This is a genomic window from Sphingomonas aurantiaca, from assembly GCF_003050705.1.
GTDB classification, from domain to species: domain Bacteria; phylum Pseudomonadota; class Alphaproteobacteria; order Sphingomonadales; family Sphingomonadaceae; genus Sphingomonas; species Sphingomonas aurantiaca.
This window is the reverse complement of the sequence record NZ_QAOG01000001.1, coordinates 187,921-203,958: the sequence shown is the minus strand read 5'-3', so window position 1 is coordinate 203,958 and position 16,038 is coordinate 187,921. Positions and strand designations below refer to the sequence as shown.

General features: G+C 68.1%; 17 protein-coding genes. 10 read left to right on the top strand and 7 right to left on the bottom strand.

The window, feature by feature from the left end:
- Positions 1 to 15: 15 nt before the first annotated feature.
- Positions 16 to 735 carry a TerC family protein gene (locus C8J26_RS00940; protein ID WP_208631326.1) on the top strand — a complete coding sequence of 240 codons (720 nt, stop codon included), beginning with the start codon at positions 16 to 18 and terminating at the stop codon, positions 733 to 735.
- A gap of 237 nt (positions 736 to 972) precedes the next feature.
- Here the strand turns inward: C8J26_RS00940 and C8J26_RS00935 are convergent, their stop codons facing one another.
- Positions 973 to 1,674, bottom strand: coding sequence for a dienelactone hydrolase family protein (locus C8J26_RS00935; protein ID WP_107956373.1), 702 nt, complete (start codon positions 1,672 to 1,674; stop codon positions 973 to 975).
- Positions 1,671 to 2,186 (bottom strand): methylated-DNA--[protein]-cysteine S-methyltransferase, encoded by a 516-nt coding sequence (locus C8J26_RS00930; protein ID WP_244185101.1) that lies wholly within the window; start codon positions 2,184 to 2,186, stop codon positions 1,671 to 1,673. The genes C8J26_RS00935 and C8J26_RS00930 overlap by 4 nt, the downstream gene beginning before the upstream one ends.
- 14 nt (positions 2,187 to 2,200) lie before the next feature.
- Between C8J26_RS00930 and C8J26_RS00925 the strand changes: the two genes are divergently transcribed.
- The 6 genes from C8J26_RS00925 to C8J26_RS00900 are packed head-to-tail and all read left to right on the top strand — an operon-like array spanning position 2,201 to position 7,901.
- Positions 2,201 to 2,434, top strand: a complete 234-nt coding sequence (locus C8J26_RS00925; RefSeq protein WP_056419235.1) for a DUF6489 family protein — start codon at positions 2,201 to 2,203, stop codon at positions 2,432 to 2,434.
- Positions 2,435 to 2,441: 7 nt separating this feature from the next.
- The gene (gene mnmE, locus C8J26_RS00920; RefSeq protein WP_107956372.1) at positions 2,442 to 3,719 is read left to right on the top strand and encodes a tRNA uridine-5-carboxymethylaminomethyl(34) synthesis GTPase MnmE; all 1,278 of its coding nucleotides are present in this window, start codon (positions 2,442 to 2,444) and stop codon (positions 3,717 to 3,719) included.
- A gap of 54 nt (positions 3,720 to 3,773) precedes the next feature.
- Positions 3,774 to 5,609 (top strand): tRNA uridine-5-carboxymethylaminomethyl(34) synthesis enzyme MnmG, encoded by a 1,836-nt coding sequence (mnmG, locus tag C8J26_RS00915; RefSeq protein WP_107956371.1) that lies wholly within the window; start codon positions 3,774 to 3,776, stop codon positions 5,607 to 5,609.
- Entirely contained in the window at positions 5,606 to 6,226 is a 621-nt protein-coding gene (rsmG, locus tag C8J26_RS00910) for a 16S rRNA (guanine(527)-N(7))-methyltransferase RsmG (protein WP_107956370.1), read from the top strand. The genes mnmG and rsmG overlap by 4 nt, the downstream gene beginning before the upstream one ends.
- Positions 6,223 to 7,005, top strand: a complete 783-nt coding sequence (locus C8J26_RS00905) for a ParA family protein (protein WP_107956369.1) — start codon at positions 6,223 to 6,225, stop codon at positions 7,003 to 7,005. The genes rsmG and C8J26_RS00905 overlap by 4 nt, the downstream gene beginning before the upstream one ends.
- On the top strand, positions 7,002 to 7,901 hold the full coding sequence (locus tag C8J26_RS00900) for a ParB/RepB/Spo0J family partition protein (RefSeq protein ID WP_056419246.1): 900 nt from the start codon (positions 7,002 to 7,004) through the stop codon (positions 7,899 to 7,901). Before C8J26_RS00905 ends, C8J26_RS00900 begins: the two co-directional genes overlap by 4 nt.
- A 288-nt stretch (positions 7,902 to 8,189) precedes the next feature.
- Here the strand turns inward: C8J26_RS00900 and holA are convergent, their stop codons facing one another.
- From holA to C8J26_RS00880, 4 genes are read right to left on the bottom strand one after another with little or no spacing between them, the layout of a single operon-like run.
- Positions 8,190 to 9,209: a DNA polymerase III subunit delta gene (gene holA, locus C8J26_RS00895; protein ID WP_107956368.1), complete on the bottom strand. Its 1,020-nt coding sequence runs from the start codon at positions 9,207 to 9,209 to the stop codon at positions 8,190 to 8,192.
- Positions 9,206 to 9,736 (bottom strand): LPS assembly lipoprotein LptE, encoded by a 531-nt coding sequence (gene lptE / locus C8J26_RS00890; RefSeq protein ID WP_056419252.1) that lies wholly within the window; start codon positions 9,734 to 9,736, stop codon positions 9,206 to 9,208. The genes holA and lptE overlap by 4 nt, the downstream gene beginning before the upstream one ends.
- The gene (gene leuS, locus C8J26_RS00885; protein WP_107956367.1) at positions 9,733 to 12,339 is read right to left on the bottom strand and encodes a leucine--tRNA ligase; all 2,607 of its coding nucleotides are present in this window, start codon (positions 12,337 to 12,339) and stop codon (positions 9,733 to 9,735) included. The genes lptE and leuS overlap by 4 nt, the downstream gene beginning before the upstream one ends.
- A gap of 10 nt (positions 12,340 to 12,349) precedes the next feature.
- Positions 12,350 to 12,781, bottom strand: a complete 432-nt coding sequence (locus C8J26_RS00880; RefSeq protein ID WP_056419732.1) for a DUF3576 domain-containing protein — start codon at positions 12,779 to 12,781, stop codon at positions 12,350 to 12,352.
- 291 nt (positions 12,782 to 13,072) lie between these two features.
- Here C8J26_RS00880 and C8J26_RS00875 point away from each other — a divergent pair, with 291 nt between their 5' ends.
- Positions 13,073 to 13,780 carry a hypothetical protein gene (locus C8J26_RS00875; protein ID WP_199861046.1) on the top strand — a complete coding sequence of 236 codons (708 nt, stop codon included), beginning with the start codon at positions 13,073 to 13,075 and terminating at the stop codon, positions 13,778 to 13,780.
- A gap of 217 nt (positions 13,781 to 13,997) precedes the next feature.
- Here C8J26_RS00875 and C8J26_RS00870 read toward each other — a convergent pair whose 3' ends face one another.
- Positions 13,998 to 14,540, bottom strand: a complete 543-nt coding sequence (locus C8J26_RS00870) for a thiamine phosphate synthase (protein ID WP_244185100.1) — start codon at positions 14,538 to 14,540, stop codon at positions 13,998 to 14,000.
- Between C8J26_RS00870 and C8J26_RS00865 the strand changes: the two genes are divergently transcribed.
- Both C8J26_RS00865 and C8J26_RS00860 read left to right on the top strand, forming a co-directional pair.
- Positions 14,539 to 15,213, top strand: coding sequence for a YggS family pyridoxal phosphate-dependent enzyme (locus C8J26_RS00865; protein ID WP_107956366.1), 675 nt, complete (start codon positions 14,539 to 14,541; stop codon positions 15,211 to 15,213). The two genes, C8J26_RS00870 and C8J26_RS00865, sit on opposite strands and share 2 nt — an antisense overlap.
- Complete coding sequence (locus tag C8J26_RS00860) at positions 15,210 to 15,872, top strand: HAD family hydrolase (RefSeq protein WP_107956365.1); 663 nt, start codon at positions 15,210 to 15,212, stop codon at positions 15,870 to 15,872. The genes C8J26_RS00865 and C8J26_RS00860 overlap by 4 nt, the downstream gene beginning before the upstream one ends.
- The last annotated feature ends 166 nt before the right edge of the window (positions 15,873 to 16,038 follow it).

Sequence of the window (16,038 nt, the reverse complement as noted above, 5' to 3'; positions counted from 1 at the left end):
TTGAGTATCATCGCCATGCTGGCCACCGCCGCATCGGGAGTCGCCGGACCCGGCTCGCCGCTGGAGATCTGGCAGCACATCGTCGCCGACTTCTCCAACCTCGGCGATCCCAAGGCGCTGGCCGCGTTCGGATCGGTCCTGATGATCGACCTCGTCCTCGCAGGCGACAATGCGATCGTCGTCGGCGCACTCGCCGCGGGGCTTCCCGCCGACCAGCGCAAGAAGGTCATCCTGATCGGCATCGGCGCGGCGCTCGTCCTGCGCATCTTCTTCGCGCTGATCGTGACGTGGCTGATGGGCATCGTCGGGCTGATTTTCGCGGGCGGCTTGCTGTTGCTGTGGGTCAGCTGGAAGTTCTGGCGCGAAATCCGCGAGGGCGCGGAGAATGCCGGGTCGGAAGAGATCGAGGGCGACGAGCGCTCGGGGATCAAGTCGTCGAAGGGCTTTGCCAGCGCCGCCTGGGCGGTCGCGGTCGCCGACGTGTCGATGAGCCTCGACAACGTGCTTGCGGTCGCGGGTGCGGCGCGTGAGCATCCGGGCATCCTCGTGATCGGCCTGTTGCTGTCGGTCGCGATGATGGGTCTGGCGGCGAACTACATCGCGCGCGTCATCAACCGGTATCGCTGGATCGCCTATATCGGCCTGGTGGTGATTCTCGTGGTCGCGGTGAAGATGATCTACGAAGGCTGGGTCGGTACCGGCGAGACGCTCGGGATCATCTCGTTGCTCGGCTAATCACGCCATTCTTGAGATAGCAAAAAAGGCCTCGCCGGGATCGTCCGGCGAGGCCTTTTTCATGTCCGTCGCTTGGTCGTCATGCCGGGTATTGTGCGCTCCGACACAAACCCCACCATCGTCATCCCCGCGCAGGCGGGGATCCATATCCTCAAAGGGCGGCGATTTTTAAGCGACGCCAGCCAGTATGGATTCCCGCCTCCGCGGGAATGACGACAGTTGCGGTGAGGGGGGCCCTTAGCCCAGATGCTCGGCAAAGAACTCCGCCGTCCGCTCGTCCGCCAGCTTCGCCGACGTATCCGACCGGCGCTCGCCGAACTCGGTGGCGAAGCCGTGATCCTCGCCCGCATAATCGTAGATCGTGACCTTGGGGTGATCGTCGAGCCCGGCGTGCATCGCGGCCTGCGCATCCTTGTCGACGAAGTGATCCTCCTCCGGCACGTGGAGCAGCACCGGATGCGCGATCGCGTTCTTCTCACCGAGTAGCCCGTCGATCCCGACGCCGTAATAGCCGACGCTCGCATCGACGTCGGTGCGCGCCGCGGTCATGAACGCGAGACGACCGCCGAGGCAGTAGCCGACCACGCCGACCTTAGCACCGTCACCGAGTTCGCTCCGGACGGCGCGAATGCTCGCCTCGATATCGGCAATACCCTTGTCCTGGTCGAACTGGCCCATCAGTTCGAGCGCGCGGTCGAACTCGGGCTTGATGTCGGGATCGAGTTCGATGCCGGGCTCCAGCCGCCAGAACAGGTCGGGCGCGATCGCCAGATAGCCCGCCTCGGCGAGCGTGTCGCACTTGCGGCGGATGCCGGCGTTAACGCCAAAGATCTCCTGGATCACGACGATCGCGGCCTTGGGCGTCCCGGCCGGGGTCGCGCGATACGCGGTGAAGTCGCCATCGCCGGCGAGCGTCGGGATAGTGGTGGTGTTCGTCATAGCAATCCTCCTTGCGGCCGTTCGTGGTCGAGCAGCCTGGATTTCGTGATGGGGCCGTTGCCCGCGGAATACGCACCAAGCCTGCCCCCGGCTCCCAGAATTCGGTGGCAGGGGACGATGATCGGAAACGGATTGCGCGCGCACGCCTGGCCGATCGCGCGCGGGCTCGACCGGATCGACTTGGCGAGCGCGCCGTAGCTCGCGGTCTGGCCGTAGCCGATGTCGACGATCCCCTGGCGGAGGACCGCGCCGCGGTCGGTAGGCGAGGGGGCGAGCGGCAGATCGAATGCCGTCAGCCGCCTTGCGAAATACGCCTCGATCTGTCGCAGCGCCTCGCGGATCGCCGGCGCATCGGTCGCGACCGCATCGCCGCCCGCCAGTATCGCAATCGAGTCGATCCGGTCCGCGGTGCCGGTCACGCGGACCAGCCCGATTGGCGTTGCGATCGAGGCGGCATCGCGCGCATACATGGCCTTGCTATGCAGCGCCCCGATCGGCCGCTCAAGCGTCATCGGGGGTGTCGCACATGAAGATGAATATCGAGATTGAATGTACCCCGGAAGAGGCGCGCCGCGCGGTCGGGCTGCCCGATCTGACGCCGATCCATGACCGCTATGTCGCGATGATGATGGACGCGATCCCCGACGGCCAGATGAAGCCCGAGATGCTCGAATCGATGATGCGCGGGTGGCAGCCGATGGGCGAGGCGGGGATGGCGATGTGGAAACGCATGTTCGACACCGCGACGAAAAGCAGCTGAGTTTCCCGTGAAAACGATCTTTGCGGTATCGAGCGGGCGCCCGCCCGCGGCGATCGCTGTCGTCCGGGTGAGCGGCCCACACGCGTTCGCCGCGGCGCAGGCGCTGGCGGGGCCGCTGCCCGCGCCGCGTCATGCGAGCCTGCGGGGCTTGCGCGATGCGGGGGGCGCGTTGCTCGACCGCGCGCTGGTCATCGTCTTCCCGGGCCCCAATACCGCGACCGGCGAGGATCTCGTCGAGTTCCACTGCCATGGCGGTCGGGCGGTGATCGCCGCGGTCGAGCTGGCCTTGTCCGCGGTCGCCGGGCTTCGTCCCGCCGAACCCGGCGAGTTCACCCGCCGAGCGCTCACCAACGGCCGCATCGACCTCACCGAAGCCGAGGGCCTCGCAGACCTGCTCGAAGCCGAAACCGAGGGGCAGCGCGTCGCGGCGATGACCGCGGCGGAAGGGCGGGTGAGCCAGGCGGTGCGCGGGTGGATGGACTCGGTTGCGATGCTGTCCGCGCACATCGAGGCGATGCTCGACTTTGCCGACGAGGACGATGTTGCCAGCGACAGCGCGGCGTTCGATGCGATCGTCGCCGGGGTGGAGGCGCTCGCCACCGAGATCGAAACGGTGGTCGCCGCCCCACCGGTCGAGCGGCTCAAGGACGGGCTGCGTGTCGTGATCGGTGGCCCGCCCAATAGCGGCAAGTCGACCTTGCTCAATCTGCTTGGCGAGCGCGACGCGGCGATCGTCTCGCCGATCTCGGGGACGACGCGCGACCGGATCGAACTGCCCGTGACCCGCGACGGCGTCGCCTATGTGCTGACCGATACCGCGGGGCTGATCGACACGCAGGACCCGATCGAGGCGATTGGCGTGACGCGCGCCGAGGATGCATTGGCCGCCGCGGACATCGTCCTCTGGCTGGCCGACACGCCACCGCCGCGCTCGGACGCGATCTGGATCCACGCGCGCGCCGACCTGCCGGGGCGGGGCGCGATCCCGCCGGGCCGCGCGTTCGCCATAGCGCAGACCGATCGCGGGTCGCTTGATCGGCTATGGGCGGCCCTGCATGCCCGCGCGGCGGCGATGCTCCCGCGCAGCGACGCGATCGCGCTCAAGGCGCACCAGCGGCGGCAATGCCGCCTTGCGGTCGATGCGCTGCGCTATCCCGGCTCGGATGCGCTTATCGTCGCCGAGCACCTCCGTCAGGCGCGCGCAATCCTCGCCGGCGTGCTCGGCCTCGACGCGACGGGGGAGATGCTCGACGCGCTGTTCGGGCGATTCTGCATCGGCAAGTGATGTTCCACGTGGAACATCTTTGACGCGCTCCCTGCGCCGTTCTAGGGCGGTGGCATGTTCGATGTAGTGGTGGTTGGCGGTGGCCATGCCGGAACCGAAGCCGCAGCCGCGGCGGCGCGCAGGGGCGCGCGCACCGCGCTCGTGTCGTTCGACGCGCGGCATATTGGCGCCATGTCCTGCAACCCCGCGATCGGTGGGCTCGGCAAAGGGCACATGGTCCGCGAGGTCGACGCGTTCGACGGGCTGATCGGACGCGCCGCAGACGCTGCCGCGATCCATTACCGGATGCTCAATCGCAGCAAGGGATCGGCGGTCCAGGGACCGCGGATCCAGGCCGATCGTCGGTTATATTCGCACGCGATCCAGACGATGCTGGCGGCGACCGCGGGGCTGTCGATCGTCGAAGCGGAGGCCATCGCGCTCCATTTCGAGGGCGATCGCATGGCGGGTGTCGTGCTGGCGGACGGCGCGATCGTCAAGGCGCGCGCGGTCGTGCTGGCGACGGGCACGTTCCTCGGCGGCCGCATCTTTCGCGGCGACGATCGCGAGGAGGGCGGACGGATTGGCGAACGTGCGGCCAAGCCGCTGGCGGACCAGCTCCGCGCCCGCGACCTGCCGATGGCGCGGCTGAAGACGGGTACGCCACCGCGATTGGACGGCCGCACGATCGACTGGGGCGCACTCGCCGAGCAGCCCTCCGACCTCGATCCCTGGACGATGTCGTCGATGACTCGCGCGCGTCCGCTCCCGCAGATCGCCTGCGCGATCACGCGCACGACCGACCAAACCCACGCGATCATCCGCGAGGCGTTCCATCGCTCGCCGCTGTTCACCGGTGCGATCGAGGCCGCGGGGCCGCGCTATTGCCCGTCGATCGAGGACAAGGTTCACCGCTTCGGCGATCGCGACGGGCACCAGGTGTTCCTCGAACCCGAGGGGCTCGACGACGCGACGGTCTATCCGAACGGCCTGTCGACCTCGCTCCCGGTCGAGGTCCAGGCCGCAATGCTGGCGAGCATCCCCGGTCTCGAACGCGTGACGATGACGATGCCCGGCTATGCGGTCGAGTATGACCATATCGATCCGCGCGCGCTCGACACGCGGCTCGCGCTCGGCGCGATCGACGGCGTGTTCTGCGCCGGCCAGATCAACGGCACGACGGGGTATGAAGAGGCGGCGGGGCAGGGGCTCGTCGCCGGGCTTAATGCCGCGGCCTATGCGTGCGACCTGGCGCCGGTGATCCTCGATCGCGCGTCGAGCTATCTCGGCGTCATGATCGACGACCTCACGCTGCAGGGCGTGACCGAGCCCTATCGGATGCTCACAGCGCGCGCAGAGTTCAGATTGTCGCTGCGCGCGGACAATGCCGAGACCCGGCTTGGCGGCATTGCGGAAGCGGCTGGGTGCCTCGGTTCGGAGCGTCTCGCGCACCAGCATGTGCTGGCCGAGCATCGCGCCCGCTTCCGATCCTCACTCGACTGCGAACGCACCGCAACCCACGTCGCCGACCAGGGTGCGGCAATCGGTCGTGACGGCGCGCGGCGGAGCGCGTTCGACTGGCTCCGGTTCGACGGCGTGACGCTCGCGCATGTCGCGCCGGATGCGGCAGACAGCATTCCGACCGCGGTCGTTGACGAAGTCTTAGAGGACGCCCGCTACGCGCCGTATATCGAACGGCAGGCGCAGGAGGTCGCGCGGCTGCGTGCCGACGAGGCGATCCGCCTCCCCGAGGACTTGGCCTATGATCGCATACCCGGCCTGTCGAACGAGATGATCGATCGCCTGAGCGCCGCCCGTCCGACCTCGCTGGCCGCCGCCGCCCGCGTCCGCGGGATCACGCCCGCCGCATTGTCGGCGGTCCTATTGCATACGAAACGAGTCCCCGCATGACCGAAGACGACGCAAAGGCCTGGGTCACCGACCGGTTTGGCCCCGAGGCGACCGACCGATTGGCGGCGTTCGTCGACATGGTCGTCGCGGAGACACCGCACCAGAATCTGATCGCGCCGTCGACGATCCCGACGATTTGGGATCGCCACGTCGTCGACTCGCTCCAGCTCGTTGCGCTCGCAGGCGCCAACACGGGCGCGAAACGCTGGCTCGATATCGGCACGGGCGGGGGCTTTCCCGGCATGGTCGTCGCACTCGTACGCGAAGGCCCGATCGATCTCGTCGAGCCGCGCCGCCGCCGTGCGGACTTCCTGCAGCTCTGCGTCGCCCGGCTCGGGCTCGGTGAGCAGGTCCGCGTCCACGCGTCGAAGGTCGAGAATGCGACCGCCGACGCTGCGATCATTTCGGCGCGCGCTGTCGCGTCGCTGCAAAACCTTTTGCGTGGCGCGGCGCACTGCGCCACAAAGGAGACGCGGTGGCTGCTTCCTCGGGGGCGTTTCGATGAGGAAGAGCTGGCCGCGCTCAATCAGCATTGGCGGTTTATGTTCCACGTGGAACAAAGCGTCACGAACCCGGAGTCGTCGATCGTGGTTCTGGATACGGTGAGCGCGCGATGATCACCATCGCGGTCGCCAATCAAAAGGGTGGGGTGGGCAAGACCACCAGCGCCATCAATCTCGCGACCGCGCTGGCGGCGACGGGCATGCGCGTGCTGCTGGTCGATCTCGATCCGCAGGGCAACGCATCGACCGGGCTCGGCATCGGTCATTCGCAGCGTGAGCGGTCGAGCTACGACGTGCTGATCGGCGAGACGTCGATCGACGATGCGGTCGTCCACACGCGCGTGCCGCGGCTCGATATCGTGCCCGCAACCGTCGACCTGTCGGGGGCCGAGATCGAGCTGGTCGACTTCGACGCGCGCACGCACCGCCTCGATCGCGCGATGAAGGTCGCGCGCGGGGCATGGGATATCGCGCTGATCGATTGCCCCCCGTCGCTAGGGCTGCTGACGATCAACGCGATGGTCGCGGCGGATTCTCTGCTCGTGCCGCTTCAGTGCGAGTTCTTTGCGCTCGAGGGGTTGTCGCAATTGCTCAGCACGGTCGAGCGGATCCGCCAGCGGTTCAATCCGGGCCTGTCGATCCTGGGCGTCGCGCTGACGATGTTCGATCGGCGCAACCGCCTGACCGACCAGGTCTCGGCAGACGTCCGTGCGGTATTGGGGAAAGTGGTGTTCGAGACGGTCATCCCGCGCAACGTGCGGCTGTCCGAGGCGCCGAGCCACGGGCTTCCGGCGCTGATCTACGATCACCGCTGCTCGGGTTCGCAGGCCTATATCGCGCTGGCACGTGAGCTGATCGGACGTCTTCCCGCGTCGGCACAGGCGGCCGCATGAGCGAGGGTAACAAGCGCGGACGGCCGGGGCTGGGCAGGGGCCTCAACGCGCTGCTCGGCGAGATGGCGCGCGAGACGCCAGTGTCGGCCGATGGCGCGCCCGCGCCGCAGTCGTCGGGCGTCCGGATGCTCCCGGTCAGTTCGCTGTCGCCGCATCCCGATCAGCCGCGGCGGCATTTCGATGAGGCGATGCTCGACGAACTCGCGGCGTCGATCGCATCGCGCGGGCTGATCCAGCCGATCGTCGTCCGGCCGCATGGCCACGACTATCAGATCGTCGCAGGCGAGCGGCGCTGGCGCGCGGCACAGCGTGCGCGACTGCACGAGGTGCCGGTCGTCGTCCGCGACTTCGACGACGCCGAGACGCTCGAGATCGCGCTGATCGAGAACATCCAGCGCGAGGATCTCAACGCGATCGAAGAGGCGCAGGCGTATCAGCGGCTGGCCGGCGAGTATGGCCACACGCAGGAGGTGCTCGCCAAGATCGTCCACAAGTCGCGCAGCCATGTCGCGAACCTGCTGCGGCTGCTCGAACTGCCCGCGCAGGTCCAATCGCAGGTGGTCGATGGATCGCTGTCGATGGGGCATGCGCGCGCGTTGCTGGGATCGCCCGATGTCGAGACGCTGGCGGATCAGGTCGTGGCGCGCGGGCTATCGGTGCGCGAGACGGAGAAGCTGGCGCGCGACGCAAAGCCCGGGCGGAACCGCAGCGGTGGGCCGTCCGAGCCGCGGATCCCGGATGCGGACATCGCGGCGCTGGAGCGGCAGTTGGCGGACCTTCTGGGGCTCCAGGTGCGCGTTGCGCATACCGAGACCGGGGGCACGCTGACGCTGAGTTACTCGACCCTCGATCAGCTCGACATGGTCTGCCAGCGGCTGACGGGCGGCGCGATCTAGGTCACGCGCGAGCCCGGACCGATCCCCCTCCGTTCGTGCTGAGCGAGGTCGAAGCACCTGCGCACGGAACCTTCCTTCGACTTCGCTCAGGACGAACGGGGTGAGGGGAGGGAGCGGAGAATGGGGGCCACCCCCACACCCCCCGTCATCCCGGCGGACGCCGGGACCCACGGTTGCGGTCCGTTTCACAAGAGAACGCGGCCTGTCCAAAAGTCCCGGCGTGCGCCGGGATGACGGAGGTGGGGGTGGTTGTGGGGAGGACGGCCAAAGGAACGACGCGCCGGCGAGCTAGTTACGCCGTGCGATCGCCAGCGACAGCGCGACGACAGCCGCCTCGGCCACAACCCCGCCGGCATTCCCCGACGCCATGATCGCACGCTCGGCAGTCCGGACCCTCTGAATCGCCGTCGCGAGCATGACGGGCGTCCAGCGGCGCAGCGAGCGCGCGGTGCTCGCCTCCTCCTTGAAGAACACCCGGTGCCGCTTCATCACCGCATCGACCGAGTCCCCCCGGTCGATCTCGCCGCGCATGTCGGCCAGCGCGATCAGGCGGCGGACGAGCTGGCGGAGCCACGGGATCGGCGACGTCCCCGCCTCTTCGAGCACGGCCAGTTCGGCGCCGAGATCGTCGACTCGTCCCTCGATCACCGCATCGATCGCGCGGCTCATTTCCGCGTCGCCCAAGTCTGCACCGACCGCGTCGAGCGCATGATGATCGAGGTCCGCCGGCCGATCGGGCGCGGCGTCGAGGTACAGCGCCAACTTCTCGATCTCGCGAGAAATGACCGCGCGATCCCCGCCGGTCGTGTCGACCAGCCGTCGCGCGACGCCGGGGGCAGGACGCAGCCCGTTCTCGCCCGCGATCGTCGTCGCCAGCCGCTCGGCATCCTGCGCGGTGGGGGCGTAGCAGGCGAACGCCATCGCGCGCGGCGAATCGATCGCGAGCTTGACGATCTTCGCGGTCGACTTGACCGTCGGCGCGATCGCGACGACCGGATTGCCGACACGCTCGGCGGCCAACAGGTTGGTGAACGCCTCGAGGCTTTCCTCCCCCGCCGAGGCGACGCGGACGAACCGTGCGCCCGCGAACAGCGACAGCGACGCGGCCTCGTCGGTCAGCCGGCCGGGATCACTCTTGAGCGTCGATCCGTCGAGATCGACGCGTTCGGCATCGGCTCCCATCGCCTTGGCGAGCAGGCGCGCGAGGTCGCTGGCGCCGGCCTCGTCGGGGCCGTGCAGCAGGTAGAGGCGGATCTCCGCACCCGGTTTGGCCAGCGCACCGCGAATCTGGCCAGCGGACGCCTTCACTTCGCCGGTGCGGTGCCCTGCGCCGCGGCGACGGCAGGCGTATTGCGCGCGTACAGCGCGATGCGCGCGACGATCTGGTCCGCGACGATCGCCGAGAGGCGTTCGAGCGCGGTATTCTCGGCCGCGATCGTCGCATATTCGGAGCGGACGACGTCGATGCCGGCATCCGATCCCGCGGTCGCATCGAGCAGCACCGAATTGTCGCCGATCCGCACGAGCTGATAGCGCGCGCGCAGCGTCCGGCGTTCGCGCGAGACGCTGTCGTCGGTCCGCACGCCGAGCCCGCTGATCTGGTCGTCGAGGCGGATATCGATCCGGTACAGCGCCGGCGCGCCGTTCGAGGGCAGGCGATCTCTGAGAGCCGTCGCCATCAGCCAGCCATTCTTGCCCGCGATCGGCGCAATCTCGACCTGGCCGAGCGCGCCCGCGACCGGACCGCTGCTGCCGCCCGCATAAAGCGGATGCAGCCCGCAGCCGGACAAGAGCGGTGCCAGCGCGAGCGCGCCGAGGATCGCTAGCCGCTTCATGCGACGATGTTCACGAGACGGTCGGGCACGACGATCACTTTCCGGGGCGCTTTGCCCTCGAGCAGGCGGACGATCTTCTCCGAGGCGAGCGCGGCCGCCTCGACCGCGTCCTTCGGGGCGCCCTTGGGGAACACCAGCGTATCGCGCAGCTTGCCGTTGACCTGCACCGCGATCGTGACCTCGTCGTCGACCAGCATCGCCGGATCGACGATCGGCCAGGCGGCGTCGGCGATCAGGCCGTCATTCCCCGCGGTCGCCCAGGCTTCCTCGGCGACGTGCGGGACCATCGGGCTGACGAGCAGCAGCAGCGTGCGGACCGCCTCTTCGCGATCCGCGGAGGGCGCCGCCTTCTCGATCGCGCTGCACAAGGAATAGAGCCGTGCGACGGCCTTGTTGAACTGCAAGGCATTGATATCGCTCTCGATACCGACGGTCGTCCGGTGGCAGAGCTTGCGCAACGCGATGTCGTCGCCCTCGGCCTTGGCGGCACCGTCGGACTCTATCAGACGCCAGAGACGCTGCACGAACCGCCACGCGCCTTCGATACCCGATTCGCTCCAGGGCAGATCGCGCTCGGGCGGCGAGTCGGAGAGCACGAACCAGCGCACCGCGTCGGCGCCGTACTGGTCGACGATCGGCTCGGGATCGACCACGTTCTTCTTCGACTTCGACATCTTCTCGATGCGACCGACGGTGATCGCGTCACCCGTCGCGATCTCGATGCCGTCGCGCACGTCGTCAGGGCCGAGCCAGCGGCCGTCCGCGGACTTGTACGTCTCGTGCGTGACCATGCCTTGCGTGAACAGCCCGGCAAACGGCTCGGCGATGTCGAGCATGCCGATATGCTTCAGCGCGCGCGTCCAGAAGCGCGCGTAGAGCAGATGCAGGATCGCATGCTCGACGCCGCCGATATACTGGTTGACCGGTAGCCACTTCTCCGCGCCCGTCCGGTCGAACGGCTTTGCGTCCGGCTGGCTGGCGAAGCGGATGAAATACCACGACGAATCGACGAACGTGTCGAGCGTATCGGTCTCGCGCCGTGCTGCGCCGCCGCAGGACGGGCAGGGGACGTTCTTCCACGTCGGATGGCGATCGAGCGGGTTGCCGGGGATGTCGAACGAGACGTCCTCGGGCAACACGATCGGAAGCTGGTCCTTGGGCACCGGCACCGCGCCGCACGCGTCGCAGTGGATGATCGGGATCGGCGTGCCCCAATACCGCTGGCGGCTGACGCCCCAGTCGCGCAGGCGGAACACGGTCGTGCCCTTGCCCCAGCCTTCGCCCTCGGCGCGCTCGATCACGGTGCGCTTGGCGTCCTCGATATCCATCCCGTCGAGGAAGTGCGAGTTCACCAGAGCGCCGGCACCCGTCCAGGCGGTGTCGCCGACGAACACGGGAGCCTCGTCATCGCCTTCGGAGACGACGCGCTTGACCGGCAGGTCGTATTTGCGCGCGAAATCCAGATCGCGCTGGTCGTGCGCGGGCACGCCGAACACTGCGCCCGTGCCGTAGTCCATCAGCACGAAGTTCGCGATGTAGACGGGGAGTTGCCACGTCGTGTCGAGCGGATGCGTCGCGCGGATGCCGGTGTCGAAGCCCAGCTTCTCCTGCGTATCGAGCTCCGCCGCGGTGGTGCCGCCGCGCTTGCAGAGTTCGATGAACGCAGCCGCATCTGGGTTCGTCTCAGCGATCGCGCGCGCGATCGGATGATCCGCGGCGACCGCGACGAAGCTCGATCCGAACATCGTGTCGGGACGAGTCGTGAACACGTCGACCGAATCGATTCCCCTCCCGCCTGCGGGAGGGGTCAGGGTAGGGGAGGCCTCCCCAATCGCCGTCGCCGCGGTCGTGTCAGGCCCTCCCCCGACCCCTCCCGCAAGCGGGAGGGGAGCAGTGAGCGCGAACTTGAACTGCAACCCCTGGCTGCGGCCGATCCAGTTCTCCTGCATCAGCTTGACCTTGTCGGGCCAATGCTCGAGCGCGCCGAGCCCGTCGACCAGCTCGTCGGCAAAGTCGGTGATCTTGAGGAACCACTGCGACAGCTTGCGCCGCTCGACCAGCGCGCCCGATCGCCAGCCGCGCCCGTCGATCACCTGCTCGTTGGCGAGCACGGTCATGTCGACCGGATCCCAGTTGACCGCCGATTCCTTGCGATAGACGAGCCCCGCCGCGAACAGGTCGAGGAACAGCGCCTGTTCATGCCCGTAATAATCGGGCTCGCACGTCGCCAGTTCGCGCGTCCAGTCGAGCGCGAAGCCGAGGCGCTTGAGCTGCGCCTTCATCGTCGCGATGTTGGCGCGCGTCCAGGTGCCCGGATGCACGCCCTTTTCCATCGCCGCATTCTCGGCGGGCATGCCGAACGCGTCCCAGCCCATCGGATGGAGCACTTCCATGCCCTTCATCCGACGGAACCGCGCGAGCACGTCGCCCATCGTGTAGTTCCGGACATGCCCCATATGGATGCGCCCCGACGGATAGGGGAACATCTCGAGCACGTACGAACGCGGCTTGGTCGAAGAATCGTCAGCGGCGAACGTCTTGCGCTCGTCCCAGACCTTCTGCCACGCCGCGTCCGCCTTCAACGCATTGAAACGCGACGCCATGAGTGTGTCCTCAGCCCGCGATCGAGGCGCGGCGCAGGTCGCGAGCCTTGGTCAGGATGATATCCTCGAGCTTCTGCGTGGTCGCGGCCTGGACCGGCGACGACACCCACTGGCCGTTGCGATTGACTTCGCGGAGGGCGGCGACGCGCAGCGCATCGGCGCGCAGATCCTGATCGAGGATCGACACGGTCACCTTCATGCGCTCGGTCGGGGTCTGCGGGTTGGTGTACCAGTCGGTGACGATCACGCCGCCGTTGGAATCGGTCTGGAGCAGCGGCATGAAGCCCAGCGTGTCGAGGCTCGCGCGCCACAGATAGCTGTTCACGCCGATCGTGGTGATCTTCGAAGCCGCCAGATCGGCCTTGGGACGGGCGGAACCGCCGCCGCATGCGACGAGAGGCAGGGCAAACAGCACGACTGCGATACGCGAGCGGCGGAACATGGGCATCATCCTGGCAAGAAAATCAGCCCTTGCTCTACAGGCGTGCCCGCGCGCCCGCAAGCAGACGCCACATAGGCAGACGAGCGTCGGCGCGGGGATCGCTTCGGCAGCGGAGCGGGCCCCGATCGGTAGCGCTATCGCAGCGATCTGTGTGCTGATTGCAACACTGTCGGACAATTCGGTGACGATGGGGGATAATGCGTAGGTCTGCGGCCTTTGCTACGGATCAATTCATGTTAGGTGCTGTTTAACAGGATCCGATTACGGGATTCGAAGGACAAATTCGTTGTGATGACGCGTGGGGGTATTGTCGGGGTGGTTGCCGGGGCGCTTGTCGCCACCGCCGCCATCGTCGCGCCCGCCTTCGGCGCCAGCGAACAGCCCGCTCGGATCGCCAAGCGCAACGTCGCGGCCGTCCGCGGCATCGGATCGTTCACCCCCGCCGCCGCCGATCCCCGCCTTGCCGCGATGTTCGCGCGCGGCGGCTTCGACGCCGGCCGGTTCCGCTTCACCCCCGCCGAAACGCGGCAGGACAATCGCGCGGTGACCGTCGCGGTCCGTGCGCAGACCAACCGCGGCGTCGCCAACACCGCCAGCCTCGCATCGACGACGCCGACCGTCGGCATCGCGCCGATCGCGTATAATCTGGGCATGTCGGTCGGCTGGAAGCGGTTCGCGATCTCGGGTGACGTGAACAAGCTCGATCTCGGCGGCCTGCCGGGCAGCCGCCAGGCGGCCGATCTGGCGATCAGCTACAGCGCCAAGCGGTTCAGCGGCACCGTCAAGGCTGCCGCCGATCGTCCGCTGCCGAACACGCCGCACCTGATCGAGGATATGCCGAGTTACTCGGTCGATCTCGGCGGCTCCTACGCGCTGACGCGGAACCTGGCCGTGACGGCGGGCGTCCGCTACCGCTCGGACCGCGAGCGCTTCGTGAAGGTCGATGACGACCGCCGCGACAGCCAAGCCGTCTATCTGGGCACCGCCTTCCGCTTCTAAGCGTGGTAACGCGGCTTGCGGAGCGCATGCCGACCAGTTGCCAAACAGCGGCAGAACGCGTGCTTATTGCAGACCGACTGCCGCGGGCTCATCAAAAACCGTCACCCCAGCGAAAGCTGGGGTATCCCTCGTGGCTCGCGACGCCCGCCAAACGACAAGATTCCAGCGTGCGCTGGGATGACGGGGGAGGGGGCGCTAGCCGACCTCCTCGCCAACCCTAGCGCATCCAGGCATCGATCGCGGCCCAGCCATGGAACCCGAACCGCCGGATCCGTCGCCACCGCGCCGCGTCCATCCCGCCCAGCGCCACGACCTTCGTACCGAGCCCACGCGCGATCCGAACGGCCCGCGCCGGACCCAACCCAACCGCGCGCTCATGCGATCGCGTCGCGTAGACCGGCGACACGAACAACGCATCGGCCCCCGCGCGCTCGCCTGCCAAGGCCTCGCCCCGGCAATGCGCCGGCCACGTCCTGATCCCGCGCGTGCGTGCGCCACCATGAACGCCGTCGGTGCGAATCGTCGAGGTCCCGGCCACCACCAGCACTAGTCGCCGCGCATGCGCCAGCCGTCGAACCCGTCGCAACAGCAAGCGTCGCTCTGCCGTCGCCGTCGCGTAATGGCGAAACACCACCCCCGATCCGGGCGGCAATCGCCGGAGTGCTGGCCACCAGGCGTCGCCCATCCGCTCGTCGGTCATCAACCAGCGCTCGGGGATGGGCTTTCGGACCGACACGTCGCTGCCTATAGCGCGGGCCATGACATCTGACGACACCACGCCGCTCGAGTCCATCCGCACCCGGATCGCCAAGGCCGCCGACATCGCCGATCGCCGCGTGAGCGACGTCACGCTGATCGCGGTCTCCAAGACGCACCCCGCCGAGGCGATTACGCCGCTGCTTGAACAGGGCCAGCGCGCATTCGGCGAGAATCGCGTTCAGGAGGCGGCGGAGAAATGGCCCGCCCTGCGCGCGGCCTATCCCGACGTCGAGCTCCATTTGATCGGCCAGCTCCAGTCGAACAAGGCCGCCGAGGCGGTCGCGTTGTTCGACTGCATCCACGCGGTCGATCGCCCCTCGCTGGTCGAGGCGCTGGGCAAGGCGATGGCCGCGGGCGATCGGCGACCCGACTGTTTCCTCCAGGTCAATATCGGCGACGAACCGCAAAAGGGCGGCTGCGCGATTGCCGATCTGCCCGCTTTGCTCGAAAAAGCGCGCGCCGCCGGGCTGCCGATCGCCGGGCTGATGTGCCTGCCGCCCGCCGATATCGAACCCGCACCCTATTTCGCGCTCCTCGCCAAGCTCGCGCGCGAGTCCGGGCTGACCGGGCTCAGCATGGGCATGTCCGACGATTTCGAGACCGCGGTGACGATCGGTGCGACGCATGTCCGCATCGGCAGTGCGCTGTTCGGCGCGCGGGGCGTCGCGGCATGAACTTCGACGCATTGCTGTTCGACTTTGACGGCGTCCTGATCGACAGCGAAGCCGTCGGCAACCGACACATCGCGGAGTGGCTCACCGCCGCGGGCCATCCGACGACCGCCGACGAATCGATGGCGAACTTCATGGGACTCGCCGGGCCGCAGTTCATCGACGCGATCGAGCGCTGGATCGACCGGCCGCTCCCCGACGAGTTCTACGCCGCGCGGCGAGCCGAGGACGCGCGCGTCATGGCCGCGGGCGTCGACGCGATCGAGGGGGCGGTGGCGTTCGTCCGGTCGCTCCCCGCCGACCTGCCCAAGGCGATCGTCTCGTCGAGCCCGGTCAGCTGGATCGCGCGCCATCTCGAGCATATCGGCCTGCGCGATGCGTTCGGCGACCATCTCTACAGCGGCCGCGAGCATGTGACGAACGGCAAGCCCGCGCCCGATCTGTACCTGTTCGGCGCGCGCCAGCTCGGCGTCGACATCACGCGGGCTGCGATCCTCGAAGACTCCCCCGTCGGCGCGACCGGTGCGGTGGCGTCGGGCGGCTATGTCATCGGCCTGTCCGCCGGCTCGCATTGCAACGCAGACCATGGCGCACGGCTGAAGGCGATCGGCGTCGACGCGCTGGCCGACAGCTTCGACGACGTCGCGCGACTGCTGGGATAAGCTCGCCCCCGGTTCTTGACGTTGGGGACAATAGCTCCCCCCCCCCCCCCCCCCCCCCCGGTTTTTTGGGTTGGGGAAAAAAGCCCCCCCCCCCCCCCCCGGCGAAGGCCGGGGCCCAGTCGGGGAACGGCCAAAACGGCGGACGGACCTTCGTTACATCGGCCTT